General features: G+C 49.5%; 12 protein-coding genes. 7 read left to right on the top strand and 5 right to left on the bottom strand.

Features of this window, described 5'->3' with window-relative positions:
• From rsmF to BZJ18_RS11090, 4 genes are all read right to left on the bottom strand, one after another.
• Positions 1–1,277 (bottom strand): 16S rRNA (cytosine(1407)-C(5))-methyltransferase RsmF (gene rsmF, locus BZJ18_RS11105; RefSeq protein ID WP_077456740.1); only part of this gene is annotated, 1,277 nt, incomplete at its 3' end.
• 146 nt (positions 1,278–1,423) lie between these two features.
• Positions 1,424–4,060 carry a PqiB family protein gene (locus BZJ18_RS11100; RefSeq protein ID WP_077456738.1) on the bottom strand — a complete coding sequence of 879 codons (2,637 nt, stop codon included), beginning with the start codon at positions 4,058–4,060 and terminating at the stop codon, positions 1,424–1,426.
• Positions 4,023–5,282: a paraquat-inducible protein A gene (locus BZJ18_RS11095; protein WP_077456736.1), complete on the bottom strand. Its 1,260-nt coding sequence runs from the start codon at positions 5,280–5,282 to the stop codon at positions 4,023–4,025. Before BZJ18_RS11095 ends, BZJ18_RS11100 begins: the two co-directional genes overlap by 38 nt.
• A gap of 1 nt (position 5,283) precedes the next feature.
• Positions 5,284–7,071: an ABC transporter ATP-binding protein gene (locus BZJ18_RS11090; protein WP_077456734.1), complete on the bottom strand. Its 1,788-nt coding sequence runs from the start codon at positions 7,069–7,071 to the stop codon at positions 5,284–5,286.
• A gap of 76 nt (positions 7,072–7,147) precedes the next feature.
• Here BZJ18_RS11090 and BZJ18_RS11085 point away from each other — a divergent pair, with 76 nt between their 5' ends.
• The 4 genes from BZJ18_RS11085 to BZJ18_RS11070 all read left to right on the top strand — a co-directional run bounded on the left by BZJ18_RS11085 (position 7,148) and on the right by BZJ18_RS11070 (position 11,211).
• Positions 7,148–7,606, top strand: coding sequence for a GAF domain-containing protein (locus BZJ18_RS11085; RefSeq protein ID WP_069589071.1), 459 nt, complete (start codon positions 7,148–7,150; stop codon positions 7,604–7,606).
• 115 nt (positions 7,607–7,721) lie between these two features.
• Entirely contained in the window at positions 7,722–8,363 is a 642-nt protein-coding gene (gene proQ, locus BZJ18_RS11080) for an RNA chaperone ProQ (RefSeq protein WP_069589069.1), read from the top strand.
• Between the two features lie 17 nt (positions 8,364–8,380).
• Positions 8,381–10,387 carry a carboxy terminal-processing peptidase gene (gene prc / locus BZJ18_RS11075; protein WP_077456732.1) on the top strand — a complete coding sequence of 669 codons (2,007 nt, stop codon included), beginning with the start codon at positions 8,381–8,383 and terminating at the stop codon, positions 10,385–10,387.
• Positions 10,388–10,563: 176 nt separating this feature from the next.
• Positions 10,564–11,211 (top strand): hypothetical protein, encoded by a 648-nt coding sequence (locus BZJ18_RS11070; RefSeq protein WP_077456730.1) that lies wholly within the window; start codon positions 10,564–10,566, stop codon positions 11,209–11,211.
• 79 nt (positions 11,212–11,290) lie between these two features.
• Here the strand turns inward: BZJ18_RS11070 and pncB are convergent, their stop codons facing one another.
• The gene (gene pncB / locus BZJ18_RS11065) at positions 11,291–12,463 is read right to left on the bottom strand and encodes a nicotinate phosphoribosyltransferase (protein ID WP_077456728.1); all 1,173 of its coding nucleotides are present in this window, start codon (positions 12,461–12,463) and stop codon (positions 11,291–11,293) included.
• Positions 12,464–12,805: 342 nt separating this feature from the next.
• Between pncB and pepN the strand changes: the two genes are divergently transcribed.
• The 3 genes from pepN (at position 12,806) to BZJ18_RS11050 (ending at position 20,737) form a co-directional block, all read left to right on the top strand.
• A complete protein-coding gene (gene pepN, locus BZJ18_RS11060) occupies positions 12,806–15,415 on the top strand; it encodes an aminopeptidase N (protein ID WP_077456726.1) in 2,610 nt (869 codons plus the stop codon).
• A 97-nt stretch (positions 15,416–15,512) separates the two neighbouring features.
• Entirely contained in the window at positions 15,513–15,731 is a 219-nt protein-coding gene (locus BZJ18_RS11055; RefSeq protein ID WP_069587733.1) for a DUF2835 domain-containing protein, read from the top strand.
• A 185-nt stretch (positions 15,732–15,916) separates the two neighbouring features.
• On the top strand, positions 15,917–20,737 hold the full coding sequence (locus BZJ18_RS11050) for an NAD-glutamate dehydrogenase (RefSeq protein ID WP_077456724.1): 4,821 nt from the start codon (positions 15,917–15,919) through the stop codon (positions 20,735–20,737).
• Positions 20,738–20,779 lie beyond the last annotated feature (42 nt).

Genomic DNA, 20,779 nt, shown 5'->3' with positions numbered 1-20,779 from the left:
GTCTTGGTGAGCGCAATGGTTTTACATTCAGCGAGTGACTGGGTGCTCAGTGCGATAATCGCCTCGTGTTGCCAGCGATAACCTTTGCGGTGGGTTTCGGCTAACTTGATCCCAATGCGGTCAAACTTCACTTCGCCTAACATAGGTTCGATAGCTGAAGGGAAAAGCCATACCTCTTTGTCACGTAACCATAGCGTGGCCTCATCCGGCAGCGATAGCCCAAGTTCCTTTTTAAAGGTGGCGCTTATCTGTTGACTGTCTTTTTGACTCGCCGGTGAAAATGGAAATTTGCCCAGTCGCTTTTTTACACTTGGTGGAGTGGCGGATGCATGTTTACGAATGCGGGCGACAAAAAAGCCCTCGCTGTCAAAAATCTGAGGGTAGAGATGTAAAAAGCCTTCGTCGGTTAGGGCTTGCTCGGCACCCGGGAATAAATCCTTCAGTGACTCAAAAGTGACAGCGTCACCATAAGTTTGCTTGAGCCAGTGGCAAACCGACTGATTTTCGGTGTGGTTCAAGGTACAGGTTGAATACACCAGCACGCCGCCTGGTTTCAGTGCGTGAAACGCGCTATCAATCAGAGCTTGTTGGGTCTGCGCAATGTCATCCACTGAGGCAAGGCTCCAGTTATTCATTGCATCAGGATCTTTGCGAATGGTTCCTTCGCCAGAGCAGGGCGCGTCAAGCAGAATGGCGTCAAATTGCTCGGGTAGCCAGCCGCCGAATACGCGGCCATCAAAGTGGGTCAGTGCAACGTTTCTTACCCCACAGCGTTGTACATTGGCATGTAGCCCTTTGATGCGGCTCGCTGAAAACTCATTCGCGACCAAAATACCGCTGTTTTGCATGGAGGCTGCCAACTGCGTGGTTTTTGAGCCCGGCGCGGCCGCAACATCAAGCACATGCTGCCAATCAGGGGCTTGGCCCGGCTCATGCTCGCCTGCCAGCAAGGCAGTGACCGGCATCATCGAGCTTGCTTCTTGAATGTAAAACAGTCCCGCCATGTGTTCAGCCGTATTGCCTAATGGCACTTTGTCATCGTCTTGTCGCTCAATCCAAAACCCTGTGTCACACCAAGGTACGGGAGTCAGTGTCCAATGATGTTCTGCGGCACGTTGCTTAAATGCATCGACGGAAATTTTTAACGTATTGACACGAATACTGCGGCGCAGAGGACGCTGACAGGCAGCGACAAACTCCTCCATAGAGAGGTACGAGGGCATTGTCGCCTGTATTTGGGCTAAGAAAGCCTCTGGCAGTGAGATATTGGGGTGCAAAACAGGATCTCTTGTTGATTAACTCAAAATTAGCAGCGCAAGATTGTAAACAGATCTTGGTCTTGAGTGTAGGTCGCGGGAGGAGAAAGTCGGTAATTTTGCTCAAAAAGGACAGCCAAAGAAAATGGCTGCCCGAGAAGATAGCGCTAGGGCTTGGGGATCGCCGTGCGCCACGCAACCCATTCCGCTTTGGGTTCACGGTGCAACAAGTAGTGGCGTTTGTCGTTAGCTTTGGGGGCCAACGGAGAGGTGTCGGGCGTTGCAAAGGCGATTCCACCTTTCAGTAGGCTATCAATGGTGCCGCTTTTTAGGTTGGCACCGGTCAAACCAATCGACACATCCACGCCGGATTGATTCCAAAACACCGTGTTTTCTCGCACCAGATGTGCATACTGCGGTGTGATCTGGACACTGAATAAAACGCGGTCAGCAAACTCGCCCAACTGCACCTTGGAGACAGTGCCTACCTCCATATCGCGATAGAGGATTGGGGTGCCAACAGTAATGGAATGACGTGCATCACTTTCAAGCACCAGTGATAGGCCCCGCGGGTATTTGGGTGAAGCATGTAATTTGAATTGCTGCTTGAATTCGCCCGCACCAGGCACGACTGAAATATAGGTTCCAAACAAAGAATCTAGGTTCTCAGTTTTTGTTAGGCTGAGTACTGGCTGGGTTAGCCAGTAATAGCTCCCTTGGCGGGCAAGCTCATTTTTATACTCAGGATACAAACGACTGTGCACGCGGACTGATTGAGTCTTAAAATCCGGCTCTAGCTGGGTAATCTCGCCAACATCTACCCCTTGATAGCGGATTGCGCTGCCAACCTTTAACCCTTTGGCTTCGTCCGTGTTGAGTACAATATCGACCCCGTAACGTGCTGCGTCTTTTCGTGAGGCGTAGAGCTTCCAGTCGCCTTGGCGTTTGTTGCTAATGCCCGGCATAGAGCCAAAGGCGATACCGCCACTGAGTAAAGAGCGAAGCGAGCCTGTGTTGATTTCTACACCACTTAAGTTGGCTTTGATGTCGAGACCGGATTGATTCCAAAATACTGTGTCGCGGTTTATCAGGTGGCGATAGCGATTGTTCACGGCAATCGATATCGTGACGCTTTTTCCATTCAGCTGGTAGCCTTCCACTTGCCCGACGATAAAATTGCGATACATGACCGGACTGCCCTCGTTAATGCTTGGCAGTGCATCAGCCACTAGGGTAAAGCGGGTTTTGCCTTGCGCGTCTTCTCGCGCGTGTTTGGCTTGGATACGTGAGGTATAGAGCGGATAGCTATCGCGTACACCGTGCTTGCCTTGGCTAGTAAAGCTTAATGCGGGATCGGCGATTTGCTCCATAGCAGGCACTACCACATCGAGCCCATTGCCGCTCAACTCACCGGTAATTCCCCCTAATATAAAGAATTGCGATTGTTGTTTGACAAGGTGGCGGTATTGCGGATAGATCACCGCTTTTATCGTGACGGTGTCACTTTCGTTGAGGCCGATGTGGTCAATAAAGCCCACCTGAATGCCGCGATGGAGCACTTTGGTACGAGGCGTGAGGCCGTAAGCGTCATCGGCGTCGAGCGTAACTACCAAGGTATCGGGGGCCTCTTTTTGTTGTTGCTGCCACGTGCTGGCTGAGAAGCGATAATGACTATCAACAGCTGGAGCATCAGGGGAGCCGGGCACCACGGATAAGAAGTTCCCCAACACCAGGTTGCCGATATTTTTAAGACCGTAAAAACCAATCTGTGGTTGTTCGATGGTGATTTGGGTCTCTTGATTGAACAGCCACAGCATGCTCGGGTCTATGGCGGCCGTGGCAGACGCGTTTTGGGTGTCTGGGTCGATGCGAATCTCGGTAATCTCACCGATCTGCAGTCCTTGATAGGTCACTCGGGCGCCAGCGCCTTGAATACCGTGGTTGGTGGGCAAAGCAATTTCAATGGTTTGGCCTCGTTCGGCCGCACTCAGGCTTGGGTATAACCGAAAGCTATCATTATGCGACGCTTGTCGGCTGGTACTCGGTGAATCAAACGTCACCCCGCCGGCCACTAAGCTGGCAAGACTATCAAGTTCGACATCGACCCCAGACAGATCGACATTCGCTTTCAAACCACTGACGGACCAAAACCGCGTGTCTTGCTTCACCAACGCACTGAACTCAGGTTTGATCAATGCAGACAGGGTGACGCCTTGATTATCATCATCAAGACGATAACTGTAGATCTCGCCGACTTGGATTTTACGGTAATAAAGTGGCGAGCCGATATTGAGCGAGCCCAAGGTCGGTGCGTGGAGCTTAAAGGTCGTGCCAGCTTTATCCGTCATCTCAGCGGGGGGCTCATCACGTGCGGTAAAGCGAAGGCTAGGTTCACCCGTTCCCGGCTGAAGGGCGATGTAATTCCCGGACACCAGTGTTTCAAGGCCGCTGATCCCCGTTAACGACGCGCGTGGTTTCACTAACCAGAATTCACTGCCGGTCGTCAGTAACTGCTTGGCCTCTGGATAAATCGTGGCATCGACATAAATACCATTGAGATCATCCGCCAAGGTGATATTGCGAACTTTGCCGACTTCTAGCCCTTGGTAACGAATAGTTGTTCGTCCCGCTTCTAAGCCTTGCGCATCGCTGAATAGAATTTGAATCCGCTGTCCGGCTTCATTAATGGATTGAAAAACGAGCCATCCCGCTAAGCCTAGCGCCAAGATGGGCAGGATCCATAAAGGAGAAAGACCATAGGTAGTCTTAATGGTTGGCGTCGGCACGTCGTGTTTGTCGCTCATGATGATCCCATATCAAACGCGTATCAAGAAGGTCAGTGGCCAGCATAGTGAGTACCACCACAATACCAAAAGCAATGGCGCCAGGGCCGGGTGTAAAGTCCATAATGCGGCCACGATCAACGAGCGCGACCATAAATGCAATCACGAATAAGTCCATCATTGACCACTTGCCAATCCATTTCACACTTCTATACAGCCACATGCGTTGGCGTGGTGTAATGGCGACAGAGGTATGCAAGCTAATCAGAATGAAACCAAGTCCGAGAATCTTTGCTACCGGCACAATGATACTGGCGGTAAAAATTATCGCCGCTATTCCCGGCATACCATTGTTAATCAGGCTGGCAACGCCAGAAAATATCGTGTCTTCGAGTCGGATGCCGTTCGAGAAAAAAATCGAGATTGGATAAAGGTTGGCGGGCAACAAAAAGACCGCAGCGGTGAGCAGACACGCCCATGTTTTTTGCTCGCTGCGTAGCAGGCGAACGTGTAGGGGACGCTCACAACGTTGGCAATGGGTTTGAGTACCGTGGTATTGCGTCAAGCCACAGTGATCGCAACGAATCAAATTATGGATACTGGTGACAGGTTTAGGGGCTAAGTACGCATCCCAGTAGCGTCGGGTATTAACACGTACAAGCAACACCGAAAGCAGAATTTGTAGCGTGGCGTAGCAGGCGAGCCCCAGTGAAAAGCGAAGTTCGGCGTAGTCTTGGATTTTAAAGCACGCAATCGCCAAGCTAACCATAAACACATCCGCCATGACCCAATGACGGAGGTGGTCAATTAGCGTCACGGTAGGCCGGAAAAGGCGAATGTTGCCGTGACGGCGCGCCAAGTGCATGACCAGAATGGCTAAGGTAAAAAGGAGTGGTGCAAGGCTGGCACAAAAGACCACCAGCGCAGTGACAAAGGGATAGCTGGTCCATAGAAGGTTCGCGCCAGTCAGCACCGATGCGCTAATATCCTTGCCTAATAGATTGATTGATAACAGCGGTAGCCCATGGGCGGGTAAAAATAACACCAGTACGGTTAGCGCAATGGCCAACTCACCGTTAAACGATAATCGACGTCCTTGCTGCAATTTGGTGGCGCAGCGTGGGCAGACGGCAAGGTGATCCCAATCGGTCTCGCAACCGGTCAACACAAGATCGCAACCGGGACAGCGAATTAACCCTGTCCGTGGTTGGGGCTCAAGACGAGTGACCGATTGCGTGCGCATGCTATTTCCCTGCTGCCTGTTGAATGGTGCCATAAAGCGTTTGGTAAACACCCGGAGCGGTAACCAACTCGCCGTGGGTGCCTTTTTGGGTGACTTGGCCATCCTCCAGCACATAAATCAAATCCGCTTCTTTCACCGCAGAGAGCCGATGCGCGACAATCAGGGTGGTGCGACCGGCTAAGAAGGTATGCATCGCTTGGTGCAATGCCCGCTCTGTTGCGGTATCCAATGCCGATGTAGCTTCATCTAGAATGACCAGTTTCGGGTCGCCAAGCAACATTCTCGCGATGGCGACGCGTTGACGTTGCCCGCCCGATAAACGGATCCCTTGTCGTCCTAGCGGTGTATCGAGTCCTTGAGTGAGCTTATTCACGACATCGCCAAGTTGCGCCTGTTCTAGCGCGTGCCAAAGCTCGCTATCAGTCACATCTCGCCCTAAGCTCAAATTATTACGTAGGGTATCGTTAAACAACATGGGTTGTTGTAGTACCACCGCAATCTGTTGGCGAAGCGCGGCTAAATTAAGCTGATTGATCGAATAGCCGTTATAGCGGATATCGCCGCGTTCAACCGGATAAAGGCCCAGCAACAATTGGATCAATGTTGACTTGCCGCCACCACTGGCGCCGACCAATGCGACACGCTGTCCCGCTGGGATATGCATATTCAAGCCATTGAGAACAGATTTATCTTCATCATAGGCGAAGTGCAGATCCTCAATCTCGATATCCAAGGCTGTATTGTCGCTATCACTTGGATTTTGGCCGTCAGGACGGCGTGCCTCTTCTTGCAAACTCAACACATCGTTGACTCGATTCATGGCTGCTTTAGCGCTATACCATGCAAACTGGATCCCTAACAGTTCCTGAACCGGACCCAACATAAACCAAAGATAGCCGAACACAGCAAACATTTGGCCAATGGTCAGATCACTAAAAAAGACCATGCCCATCGCGACAGCGCGGAAAAGTTCAAAGCCAATCAAAAACATCAAAAATGATAAGCGTCCCGCGGCCTCTGACTGCCAAGCATATTTATCGGCACTGACCTTAATATCGCTTGCACTTTGATCCAATTGGTGAAGGTATTCACGCTCTCGATTGGCGGCGCGGAGTTGGTAAAGCCCATCGAGTGTATCGACGAGACGTTGCTGGAAGCGCTCAAATGCTTGGTTTTCTCGTTTTTTAAGATGTTTAACCCGTTGGCCTAGAGCGCGACTTAAGGCAACCACGATCGGGTTGATGAGCAAAATAAAAAGCCCTAACCGCCAATCCAGCCACAAAAGCACCACCGCGGTGCCCATTACGGTGAGAATGCCGATAATAAACTTACTCAGCGTAGTACCAATAAATTTATCAATGGTTTCGACATCGGTCACCAAATGAGACGTTAACCCGCCACTGCCGCGCAGTTCATACTCTTGCATGCTCACACGGCCTAATTTCGCAATCAGGTGTTGACGAATTTTATAGGTAATGGCTTTGCCGACCAGGGTGAACTGACGGCTTTGAAGGATGTTAAGCGCTTGGCTGGTGGCACGCATCAACACCACAATGACAAGTACCGCAGCGATATAAAAAGCGGCATGTTGCCAAGCTTGTGGCAATACGTGGTTTAGCACCGCGAGCCCCCAATCGGGTTTATCGAGCAGCACTTCATCGACCAATAAAGGCATCAGTAAGGGAATGGGCACGCTGATCAAGGTGGCGGCAATTGCCACAATATTGGCCCAAATCAGGCGGGTACGATGAGGTCGGGCTTGGTCAAGAAGCCAGCGCCAAGTAATCATAAATCAAGATACTCAATTGAAATGTCTTTGGATTATTTCTATTGTAATGGTCTTGTTGTTTGAGATGCAGTGATTTATGGAAAACAAAGCTGATTTTTACCGTCTGTTAACCCAACAAGCGGTTGCTTTATGTGAGGGCGAGCCAAGTTTGATTGCAAAACTGGCGAACGTGAGCGCATTACTGAATAGCCAACTTGAAGACATTAACTGGGTGGGTTTTTACTTGAGTGATGGCAAAGAGTTGGTGTTGGGACCATTTCAGGGCCTGCCGGCGTGCGTTCGGATCCCATTTGAAAAAGGGGTTTGCGGTGCCGCCTTTAGCCAAGATAAAGTCATGCGGATTGAAGACGTACACGCATTTGAGGGGCATATCGCCTGTGATGCCGCCAGTAACGCTGAACTTGTCGTCCCGGTTAGAATCGACAACCAACTCCAAGCTGTGCTTGATATTGATAGCCCAACCGTGGGTCGTTTTGACCAAGAAGATGAACAGGGCCTGACTACCTTGGTCAAAGAAATGCAAAAACACCTGTAATTTCGTCAATCTCGGTAGTTTTTTAATATCAGGTATCTATAATACGCACCACTTTCATACTTAAATACACGTAGATATTCTGCTGCAGCTTGACTACAGCAGGCCAGGAAAAAACATGGAAAATACTGAAAAGCTCGCGAACAGCAAAGAAGTCATTGCCTACATTGCTGAACGTTTCCCTAAATGTTTTACTGTTGAAGGCGAAGCCAAGCCACTAAAAATTGGCATTTTTCAAGATCTTGCAGAACGCTTGAATGATGACCCTAAGGTAAGCAAAACCCAATTGCGAGCCGCGCTTCGCCAGTACACGTCTTCCTGGCGTTATCTGCACAGCGTGAAACCGGGTGCGTCACGCGTCGATCTTGATGGCAACGCGTGTGGCGAGCTAGAACAAGAGCATATTGATCACGCGGCTCAAACTCTTGCTGAAAGCAAAGCGCGTGCGGCGGAACGTCGTAAGCAACAAGCGAAAAAAGCAGACGGTCAAGGCAAAACGCCAGCCAAAGGCAAAAAAGCGGCAGCTCAAACGGCAAAAGCTCGTACGAGTAAACCAAAGCCAGCTAAAATGACTAAGAAAGCTAAAGAGCCACGTCGCGAACTCAGCGCCAGCGACGTTGTCGTAGGAAAAGACGTAAATGTGAACATGGGCAATGGCAATCTACCAGCGACCATTGTTGAAATTAACAAGGATGAGGTGCGTGTTCGTCTTACTAACGGTTTGACCATGTTAGTGAAAGCGGAGCACCTCAGCGCCTAAAGGAGACTCCTCGACGCATGTTTTGTCGACGCCGCTTTTCGGCTATCGCTGCCAGCTTGATGCTGGCAGCGTCTGCCCAGGCCGTAGAGGCCAACTTTCAACTCAGTGATTTGCCAACACTTTCCGCTGAACCCCAACACAAAACCGCTTCAAAGCGTGTCACCTCGCGCTTTACTCGCTCGCATTACAAGCAGTTTTCTCTCGACGATGCTTTCTCGGCCGGGATCTTTGAGCGTTATCTCGAGACGTTAGATTACAACCGTGTCTTTTTAACCCAGAGCGATGTCGATACCTTATCGCGTTGGAAAGTTCGGCTGGACGATCAGCTCAAAGAGGGGGAAACCGACGCAGCCTACGAAATCTACAATTTGGTGCTCAAAAAGCGCTTTGAGCGATACCAATACGCACTCAAGGTTCTCGATAAGCCGTTTGATTTCTCTAAAGACGAGTCAATGGTTCTCGACCGTACCGAACTGCCTTGGGCGGCCAATGAGCAAGAACTCGATGCGATTTGGGATAAGCGAATTAAAAATGATGCGTTGAATCTCCGTCTAACGGGGAAAGACGATGACGATATTCGCGAAACCCTAGGTAAGCGCTATAACAGCGCATTGAAGCGCCTCACCCAAAGTCACAGTGAAGATGTGTTTCAAGTCTACATGAACGCCTTTGCGCGAGAAGTGGACCCGCACACTAGCTATCTCTCTCCACGTAATGCTGAGCAGTTTCAATCTGAGATGAACCTGTCACTCGAAGGGATTGGTGCGGTGTTGCAGGTGAAAGATGAATATACAGTGATTCGCTCGCTGGTGGCCGGTGGCCCTGCCTCTAAGTCTAAACAGTTATCGCCGGGAGATCGCATTATCGGTGTCGGCCAAGAAGACGAGGCGATGGTGGATGTGATTGGCTGGCGACTCGATGATGTCGTAGAGCTGATCAAAGGACCTAAGGGAAGTGAGGTCCGGCTACAGATTTTGCCTGAAGGCGCCAACGCTAAAAGTTACAGCGTCACTATTACCCGTGACAAAATCCGCTTAGAAGACCGCGCGGTCAAATCCGACGTGATTGAACGTGGCGATCAAAAAGTAGGGGTGCTGACGGTGCCGGGCTTTTATGTCGGCTTGGCTGAAGATACCAAGAAAGAGTTGGCAGCCCTCACTGCGCAAAATGTCAGTGGTATCGTTGTGGACTTGCGTAATAACGGTGGCGGCGCTTTGAGTGAAGCAACAGCGTTGAGTGGCTTGTTCATCGACAAAGGCCCGATTGTGCAAGTGCGCGATAGTTACGGTCGAGTTAAGGTCAATAATGATAGTGATGGCAAGAGTTTCTACAACGGGCCGATGACGGTACTGATTAACCGTTACAGTGCGTCGGCGTCAGAGATTTTTGCCGCGGCCATGCAAGATTACCACCGTGCGATTGTGCTTGGCGAACAGTCATTCGGTAAAGGTACAGTGCAGCAGCACCGCTCGCTAAATCATATTTATGATTTGTTCGAAAAGCCTTTAGGTTACGTGCAATACACCATTCAAAAATTCTATCGCATCAGTGGTGGCAGTACCCAAAATAAAGGCGTGGTGCCCGACATTGCGTTTCCATCGCCGGTATCCCCCGATGAAACCGGTGAGAGCATGGAAGACAATGCGTTGCCATGGGATCAAATTGCCCCTGCGGAATACTCGGCAATGAAGCTGCCTGATGACGTGATTGATGCGTTGACCAAGCGCCATCAAACCCGTATTGCTTCAGACCGTGAGTTTGGTTTTATCCGCGAAGACATTGCGCTTTATCAGCAGGAAAAAGATAAAAACAGTATTTCCTTGAATGAGAAAGTGCGTCGGCAGGAAATGGATCGCGAGGATAAAGAACGTTTGGCGCGCCTAAATGCACGTCAAAAAGCCATGGGCGAACAGCCGTTTAAATCGCTCGAGGATGTGCCGAAGGACTACGAAGAGCCGGACGCCTACTTAGAGGAAGCGGCGAGCATTACCAATGATCTTGCCTCCCTAATCGCTAACCGTTGATTATCCTCGGTTGGTGTCACGACAAGCCTAGGCAATTGCCTAGGCTTTTTTTATGACATGGAGATGACGTGCCGATGTTGATGAACCGATAAAACGAGATCAACATCAAAAAATTGTAGCATTTTGAGATCTGCGTCTAACCTTATTGATAGGAATAACGGTCAGTGGGGTGAGTTATGCGTCTCTTACTTGGGTGTATGTTAGCGATCATCGTGTCGCTTCCGGTTCGCAGCGAAGAGCTCTCTCGCGTGGATTTCCCATTACTGCTGGGAGATTGGTATTGGTTTAGCGACATGCCCGTTGAGCAAGCCCCACATCCTTACAAAGCGATTAATCTGTCTTTTAATTCCAATTACGAGTTTCGTATCGATTTGTTGCGTCATGATGGACAACTCGAAACCGCTGCTGGGCAGTACGACATCAACGAGAATATATTACGCCTGTACGATAATGAAGGCATCGAGCAGCGGCATGCCTATCAGCTCAATCATAACCAATTGCAACTGCAAGGTGCGGTCTTTACCAAGCTCCTGCCAGAAGATTTAAGCGGTTTGTGGCGTTCCCACAGCATCTCAGGCGAAGATGTGAGTGAACACGTTGACGGAGTATCGCTGCAATTACGGCCTGACTTCTTATTCGCGATGCAGGTGCGCGGGGATGATGGGAGCTCAGTCACTCATCGCGGGGTCTATTTGGTGGAAGGCGACAACCTGATGTTGATCTACCGTAACGGCCGGCACTCATCGCAATTCCAACTGGCGGCAGATACCTTGCGGTTAACCAATGATGTGTTTGGGATGGAAGCGATTCTGGAACGGCAATAGTGCGCCAAACTAGACAATAAGCCATCACGCGATGAAAAAAATGCCCGCATCACAGCGGGCATTTTTGTACCTGATTCTTTTAATCAATCAGTCTAAATGCGGCTTTCAGCGCACTCAAATGCGCCTCGTCTTTACAAATTGCTTTGTTTGGCTCATCGGAGATTTTGGCGACGGGTTTGCCTTGGCAGCTAGTGAGCTTGATCACCACGTTAAGGGTTTTCACGTCGGGTAGATCACAGGTTAATTGGGTACCAATTCCAAACGATGTTTGCACCCGCCCTGAAAAATGGCGATAGATATGAATAGCCTTGGCCAGCGTGAGGCTGTCAGAGAAGACCAATGTCTTAGAGTCAGGGTCGATATCGTGATGCTGGTAGTGGGCAATGGCTTTTTCTCCCCAAGCGATGGGATCGCCACTGTCATGACGCAGGCCGGTAAAGGCTTGCGAGAGTTCGCTGTCAAAATCACGAAGGAAAGCATCCATATTGATGCAATCGGTCAGGGCGATGCCCAGACTGTTTGGATATTCCTTTAGCCAAACACGTAGCGCGAGCTGTTGTGAATCGGCCAACGCTCCCGCCAGCTGCTGATGCGCTTGAAACCACTCATGAGCTTGGGTACCAACTGGGGGCAGGCCAAGCTCTTTCGCTAACCAAACATTGGAGGTGCCTTTTAGCGGGGGATAAGCGGCTTTCAGGCGTTTAACGATGGCATAGTGCACATCACGCGAGAAGCGGCGACGTGTGCCGAAGTCGACCAATTGAAAGTCATCGGCAAAGCCGTCTTCGGGTAAATGATTCAGTTTCTCCTCGAGTCGGGCGAGTGCGTGCTCCACCCCGTATGTGGGGTAGCAGATGCGATTCCGTAACTCACAGATAATCGCGAGTAATGGCACTTCCCAGAGAATCACTTCGCACCACGGACCAGCAATATGAATCGCCAGCTGTCCTTCTTCGATAGTGACAGTAACTTGCTCTGGGCGAAGCTGAAAGTGCTTCAGGTATGAGAGAAAATCTGCTTGATAGAGCTCGAGCGAGGCCAGATAATTTAACTCCTGCTCAGTAAAACGCAGTGAGCCTAGCGCGTTCACTTGCGCTATCACCGCGTCTTTTAGCGGAGTCAAATTCTCATCACTCCGACAATAGAAGTCCGCGGTGACGTGAACGTCACGATAGTGATGAAAGACGGCTTGCTGCATATTCAGCTTGTATGCGTCCGTATCCAGCAGTGAGGTGATGATCGGATTGTGCATGCGTGTGGAACGCCTTACGTGTTACAAAACGAAATTGGCGTCATAGTACCGCAATTTCTGTAAAATTTAACCGTCGTCACATTATATTTCCTGCTGGATTGGCAGCCTGCGTTGACAATATGCTGCACAATTCGCCAATTTGAGAGGTTTTATCGTCACATTGACAGTTTGTGAGGCGTTTTTTACACATCGCATACGCAAACAATTGATAACAAAGTGTTAAACCTATAGTCATCTTTTTGCGAGCGCGGTATGGTATAGCACGCTGCTCGCCAAGGTTGGCGTCAGGCAGTCACTGACACGATTTGTTGGCTGAGGTACACCCAATAATAAGGATTCAACATGTCTCAACAACCCACTGCGAAATATCGTAAAGATTATCGCGCCCCTGATTTTACCATTACCGACCTAAACCTAGAGTTTGATCTTGAGCCAAACGCAACCTTGGTAACGGCCGTGAGCCAAGTGAAGCGTTTAAATGACAATGCGACTGACATTGAACTGGATGGCGAAAACCTAAAGTTAGTGCGTATCGACATCAATGGCGATGCATGGACGGCCTACAGTGAAGAGTCAGGAAAACTCATCGTCCGTGATGTGCCTGCGGCGTTCACGCTCACGATCCAAACCGAGATCGACCCAGAAAATAATTCGGCCCTTGAAGGTTTGTATATATCAGGCGGTGCGTATTGCACGCAGTGTGAAGCAGAAGGCTTCCGCCGTATTACTTACTATCTCGATCGCCCGGATGTCTTGGCACGTTTCACCACCAAGGTGATTGCGGATAAAGCGTCTTATCCATACTTGCTGAGTAACGGTAACAAAATTGCGTCGGGCGAGTTGGATAACGGTCGTCATTGGGTTGAGTGGCATGACCCGTATGCAAAGCCAAGCTATCTGTTTGCGCTAGTTGCTGGTGATTTTGATGTGTTGCGTGACAGCTTTGTGACACGTTCAGGCCGTGAAGTGGCCCTCGAAATTTTCGTGGATAAAGGCAACTTAGATCGCGCCGATCACGCCATGGTTTCGCTTAAGAATGCGATGAAATGGGATGAGACACGCTTCGATCTTGAGTATGACCTTGATATCTACATGATCGTGGCCGTTGATTTCTTCAACATGGGTGCCATGGAGAACAAAGGCCTAAATATCTTTAACTCCAAGTATGTGCTTGCCAATGCAGAGACGGCAACCGATGCCGACTATTTGGGGATTGAGGCGGTTATTGGTCATGAATACTTCCATAACTGGACGGGGAACCGAGTCACCTGTCGTGATTGGTTTCAGCTGAGCCTGAAAGAAGGGTTAACGGTTTTCCGCGATCAGGAGTTTTCGTCTGACTTGGGCTCTCGCTCGGTCAACCGTATTGAAAATGTTCGCATTATGCGCGGGCCTCAATTTGCTGAAGATGCAAGTCCGATGTCGCATCCGATCCGCCCGGAAAAAGTGATCGAAATGAATAACTTCTACACCCTTACCGTATATGAAAAGGGTAGTGAAGTGATCCGCATGATGCACACCATTCTTGGCGAAGAAGGGTTCCAAAAAGGTGTGAAGCTCTACTTTGAACGCCATGATGGCACCGCTGCAACGTGCGATGACTTTGTGCAGGCAATGGAAGATGCCTCAGGGATTGATTTAACCCAATTCCGACGCTGGTACAGTCAATCGGGCACGCCGGTTCTCAATGTATCTTCAACCTATGACGATGCCACTAAACAACTGGCATTGCATGTGAAGCAACATACGCCAGCAACGGCCGATCAAGCAGAAAAACTACCATTGTATATTCCGCTCGATATTGAACTATATCGTGCAGATGGCAGTGTTATTGAGTTACAGCGTCACGGAGAGCCTGTACACCATATTTTGGCGGTGACTGAAGCAGAGCAAACCTTTATTTTTGATGCGGTGGATGAGCAGCCAGTGATTTCGTTGCTACGCGAGTTCTCGGCACCGGTGAAGCTTGAGTATGATTACCAAGATCAAGACTTAACCTTCTTGCTGCAATACGCGCGCAATGATTTTGCTCGTTGGGATGCCGGACAAAGCTTGCTGGCAAAACACATCAAGGCCAATGTGGCACGCGTACAAAATGATGAAAAGATAGTGATCCCAGCGTCAGTGGTTGATGCTTTCCGTGGAGTACTACTGAGCGAGAACACTGAACCGGCATTGATTGCAGAAGTGCTCAAGTTACCTTCTGAAAACGAAGTGGCGGGCTGGTTTGAGGTTGTGGATGTGGATGCGATTCACATGGTCATGGCTGCTTTCAAACAGCAATTCGCAGATGAAATGGTTGATGAGCTGGAAACGGTTTATCGCCAATATACACAAGCGTCATATGAAATCAGCCATAAAGCGATTGGTGAGCGTGACTTACGCAACACGTGTTTAAGCTATCTTGCACATACTGAAAACGGCAATGATTGGGTCGAAGCACAATACCGTAATGCCAACAACATGACCGATACAATGGCAGCACTGCATGCGGCCARCGCCGCGCAACTGCCATGCCGCGAGTCCTTGAWGAAGCACTTTAGCGACCAGTGGCAGCATGACGGGCTAGTGATGGATAAGTGGTTTGTGCTGCAAGGTATAAATCCGGCAGAAAATGCCTTGGAAGGGGTGAAAGCACAAATGGCTCATCCGGCATTTAGCCTTAAGAATCCAAACCGAACCCGTAGTTTGATTGGTGCCTTTTGTTCGCGTAACCCCGCGCACTTCCACGCCAAAGATGGGAGTGGCTACCGATTCTTGAAAGAGATCTTGGTAACGTTAAACGAATCCAACCCGCAAGTGGCTTCTCGTTTAATCGATCCATTGCTTAAACTGGCGTATTACGACACTGAACGTCAGCAGCATATGCGCCAAGTACTGCAAGAATTGGCTGACATGGATAACTTGGCTAACGATTTGTACGAGAAAGTGCAAAAAACGCTCGAACAATAGGGCGAGCGAATCGTGACCCAATGATCATCAAGCCGTCCAATTTGGGCGGCTTTTTTGTTACCCTGTCGCAGAGAAAAAATGACTGAGCATCAACACGATGGATTATCGTTTTAACGTCAATATTTCCTATTCAGAGTATCAGCTCTATTACAGTGGCGCCGCGTCGAGTGTGGTAGTCACTACCGATAAGGGATTACGCTTGCAAATTCCCGCCGCACGCTTTCGTCCTTATCTCTCACAACTCGGTATACGAGGCCGTTTTAAACTTACCACCGATGAGGAGAATCGCTTTCGCTCTCTCGAGCGCATCGCCTAACCAAACGTAGCAAAGGAAATAGCTACACCAGTCACATTCTCGCGAAATTCGTATAAATCCAGCTGTTTAGATATAACGTTTTTGTGTAGCAAGCCTTACACTAGGCAGTGCGTATGTTAACGCAATGTTTACCTCTAATACTTACTACAAAGATAACGTCTAAAAAAGGACTACGGAGTTCCAGAATGACCTCGCGTGACCCTATAGTACCGGTGTTACTTGAGAAAGTTTATCAACTGATTGCCGATAAACTGGATGATACTCAACAGCCACTCGTCGATGCATTAGCCAAAAGGATATTGGGTCAAATTTCTGATAATGATTTGCAGGAACGCAATGAATCAGATCTCTATGGTGCCGTGATGAGCATGTGGCATCACCTCAACACATTCGAACAAGATAAAATATTCGTTAAGGTCTTTAATCCCAGCCTCAGTGGTAACGGTTGGCAATCAACCCATACCATTGTCGAAATCCTCGCCCCGGATGCGCCGTTTTTGGTAGATTCCGTCCGTATGGCCCTCAATCGATTGGGGATCACGACACACCTGATGCTAAACACGCCCGTGAAAGCGTTGAAAAACCAACAAGGTGATGTGGTTGAGATCAGCGGTGAGAATGGCCAATTCCAAAGCACTTTCCACATCGAAATCGATAAGATGTCGGAAGATGCTGAAATGGCAGCGTTGGAAAAAGAGCTCCATGAAACGCTGACCGATGTGGTGATGGTCGTGAATGATTGGCAGCCAATGCGCAAGCAAATGCTGTCTTTGGTGAAATCACTGAAAGAGGCCACGCTGCCGTTTGATGATGAGCGCCGTCAAGAAGCGATTGAATTTCTGACCTGGATTACCGAAAACAACTTTACCTTCATGGGTTACAAGTGTTTTGACCTTGTGGCCGTTGAAGGGGACTATGAGCTTCGCGCCTCCAGTGAATGTGATGCACTCGGTTTGGCCAAAAAGCACAAATCACCGAATGTGGTGCGCTTGTCGGAAATGCCCGAGTCTGCGCGTGCAACGGCATTAAAGAAAGAGCTGTTGGTACTGACCAAAAGTAATGCGAAATCCCGTGTGCACCGACCTGCCTATGTGGACTATATCGGCATCAAAAAATTTGATGCGCAGGGAAATGTGATTGGTGAGCATCGCTTTACGGGGCTATATGCGTCATCGGCGTATAACCAATCGACCTCCAGTATTCCGGTATTACGCAATAAAGTACGCCGCATTCTGGATAACAGCGGCTTCTATCAAGAGTCACATTCGTGGAAAGCACTGGCGAACATCCTCGAAAACTATCCACGTGATGAGCTGTTCCAAGCGACCGAAGATGAGATGCGTAATGTCGGCATGGGCGTCGTGCAAATGCAAGACCGTGACATGCTGCGTGTGTTCGTCCGTCGCGATCCGTTTGGCCGTTTCTTCTCATGTATGGTGTATATCACGCGTGAGCGGTACAACACGGAATTTCGTCGTCAGACGCAACGTATTTTCCAGCAGTACTTTGGTTCTGATCAGGATGTTGAGTTCAACACCTTCWTCTCTGAAAGCCCATTGGCACGCACGCACTACATTGTGCGGGTCGATAATAACAACTTCGATATTGATGTGAAAAAGATTGAGCAAAACCTTACCGAAGCGGCTTCATCATGGGATGACCGTTTACAAGAAGCGGTGATTGCCAACTTTGGCGAAAACCGAGGTACGCCGATCGCGAAGCGTTACCTACGCGCGTTCCCTCGTTCCTATAAAGAAGCGATGTTACCGGGCTCTGCGGTGGCTGATATTGAACGTTTGGAAGGCTTAAGTGACGACCACAAGTTGGACATGTTGTTCTATCGTCCACAAGAGGTGAGTCATCACTCGAATGCGGTGAGCCTGAAACTGTTCCAAAAAGGCGAGCCGATCCACTTATCCGATGTAATGCCAATGTTGGAAAACCTCGGTCTGCGTGTCATTGGTGAGTCGCCGTATGAAGTCGAAACCAGCCATGGTGACATCTATTGGATTCTCGACTTCTCGATGTTGCACAGTGCCGGTTCAGCCTTCAACTTGTCGAAAGCGCGGGATCGTTTCCAGCAGGCCTTCGCTGATATTTGGCACGGACGGTTGGATAACGATGGGTTTAACCGTTTAGTCTTGAATGCCGGGCTATCGGGCCGTGAAGTGACTATCCTTCGTGCCTATGCGCGTTATATGCGACAAGTCGGTTTTCCGTTTAGTCAGGCATACATTGAAGAGACGCTGGCATCCCATCCTGATCTGGCGAGTTTGCTGGTTCAACTGTTCAACAAACGGTTTGATCCGGCGGCGAAGAATACGCAGCGTGCGCAAGATAAATTGATCGCCCAGATCGAAGACGCGCTTGAGCAAGTGGAAAGTCTGGATGACGATCGGATTATCCGTCGTTATATGGAAATGATGTTGGCGACATTGCGCACCAACTTTTTCCAAAAAGACCCAGAGAATGGCTTGGATAAGCCGTATCTATCATTAAAATTGCAACCTGCAGACATTCCCGAGATCCCTCAACCGGTGCCAGCCTACGAGATCTTCGTATACTCACCCGATGTGGAAGGTGTGCATCTGCGCGGGGGGAAAGTCGCTCGGGGTGGTTTGCGCTGGTCAGATCGTCAAGAAGACTTCCGTACCGAGGTGCTTGGCCTCGTTAAAGCGCAACAGGTGAAAAATACCGTGATTGTGCCGGTAGGCGCGAAAGGCGGGTTCGTCTGTAAACGCCAACACCAGTTTACCGGTCGCGATGAGATCTTTGCAGAAGGTCAACGCTGTTACCGTATTTTCATTCAAGGCCTGTTGGATATTACGGATAACATCATCGAGGGCGAACTAACCCCGCCAAATGAGGTGGTGCGCCATGATGACGATGACGCTTATCTGGTGGTTGCGGCGGATAAAGGCACGGCAACCTTCTCTGATTTGGCGAACAGTGTCTCAGCACAATACAACTTCTGGTTAGGGGATGCCTTTGCCTCTGGTGGTTCCAATGGTTACGACCATAAGAAAATGGGTATTACTGCGAAAGGGGCCTGGGAGTCGGTAAAACGCCATTTCCGCGAAATAGATATCGATTGCCAGACGACAGATTTTACCTGTGTCGGGATTGGTGACATGGGCGGCGATGTATTTGGTAATGGCATGTTGCTTTCTAAGCATATTCGCTTAGTTGCGGCCTTTAACCATATGCATATCTTTATTGACCCAGAACCGGATGCCGCAAAAAGTTGGAAAGAGCGTGAGCGTTTATTCAACTTACCTCGTTCTAGTTGGGAAGACTATGACAGCAAGCTGATCTCAAAAGGCGGGGGCGTTTTCTCTCGTCGTGCGAAATCCATCACCTTGACGCCAGAGATCCAAAAGCTATTGGGTACGCGCAAGCAATCCATGGCGCCGAACGACTTGATCAAGCAGATCCTACAAACCAAAGTGGATCTGCTCTGGAATGGCGGGATTGGGACGTACGTGAAAGCCGCAAACGAGACCCATACCGAAGTGGGTGATCGTGCGAATGACGGATTACGTGTTAACGGTAAGGAAGTGGGTGCGCGCATTATCGGTGAAGGCGGTAACCTCGGTATGACGCAATTAGGGCGTATTGAATACGCACTAAAAGGTGGTCGTGTTAATACTGACTTTATTGATAATGTGGGTGGCGTTGATTGCTCGGATAACGAAGTAAACATCAAGATCCTATTGAATGGCTTGGTGGCATCCGGTGATCTTACCTTGAAAAAGCGTAATCAACTGCTGGAGAAAATGGAGAATGATGTTTCTGAGATTGTGCTGGAAGATGCCTACAGTCAAAGTGAATCTATCTCTGTTACGCACAACCAGCAAGCGTCGTTGCTCAAAGAGCAGATCCGCTTTATTCATTATCTCGAGAAAGAGGGCAAGTTAGACCGTGCGCTTGAGTATCTGCCTGATGATGAAACGCTCGCGGAACGTAACTTGCGTGGAAATGGTTTAACACGTCCAGAAATTGCCGTGCTGGTCGCGTACGGCAAAATGGTGTTAAAAGAGCAGCTGGTGGTCGATGAGGTGACACAAGATAGTCACTTTGGCCAACTGCTCCCCGGTTATTTCCCGAAAGAGTTACAACGTCACTATCGTCAAGAGATGGAGTCGCACCCACTGCGTGGTGAGATCATTGCGACTGTGCTGGCGAACCAAATGTCGAATGATATGGGCTTTAACTTTATCACCCGTATGCAAGACGAAACCGGTGCCAGTGTTAGTGACATTGCTAAATCTTACGCGATTGCTCGCGAAATCTTTGGTTTTGAACAGATATTTGATGATGTTCGCGCATTGGATAACCAAGTGAGCGCGTCCGTTCAATACGACATTTTGTTCCGTTGTCGTCGCATGTTACGTCGTGCGACTCGCTGGATGCTTCGCAACAAACGCAAAGGCGAGAGCATTGAAGCGCAAGTGGCGTTTTATCGTCCTGCGTTACAAAACTTGGCAGCGAACCTGGATAGCTACTTGGTCGATAGTGAGATTAAAGAGCACGACGATCAGGCGGAGAAACTGCGCAAAGCGGGCGTACCCGACGAGTTGGCAAGCAAAGTGTGTCGTTTGACCAGCATCTTCTCGGGCCTCGACTTGGCGCAAGTATCCGAGCAGTTAGATAAACCGTTCGAGCTGGTGGCGCGCTTGTACTATGTGCTGGGTGATACCTTATCGCTGCATTGGTTCTTGAAACAAATCAATAACCAACCAGTCGACAACCACTGGCAGGCGCTTGCGCGTGCTTCATTCCGAGAAGATTTGGATTGGCAGCAACGTTTGCTGACTGCGCGCATTGTTTCAGAAATGGATCCGAAACAAGATGCAGAAGCAGGACTCGACGCTTGGATGGAAGATCATGCCATGATTCTGGGGCGCTGGCGCAGTATCGTGGATGAGTTCAAAGTCGGCTCGGTCCATGAATTTGCAAAATTCTCGGTTGCGCTGCGTGAATTATCGCTTTTAAATTTGAATTAAAGCAGTAATAACGCAATAATCTAGCCCCGTTTATAACGGGGC

This window comes from Salinivibrio sp. IB872 (assembly GCF_001995345.1).
In the GTDB taxonomy this organism is placed as follows: domain Bacteria; phylum Pseudomonadota; class Gammaproteobacteria; order Enterobacterales; family Vibrionaceae; genus Salinivibrio; species Salinivibrio proteolyticus.
Note: the sequence above shows the minus strand (reverse complement) of the source record. Positions and strands in the feature narration are given on the sequence as shown.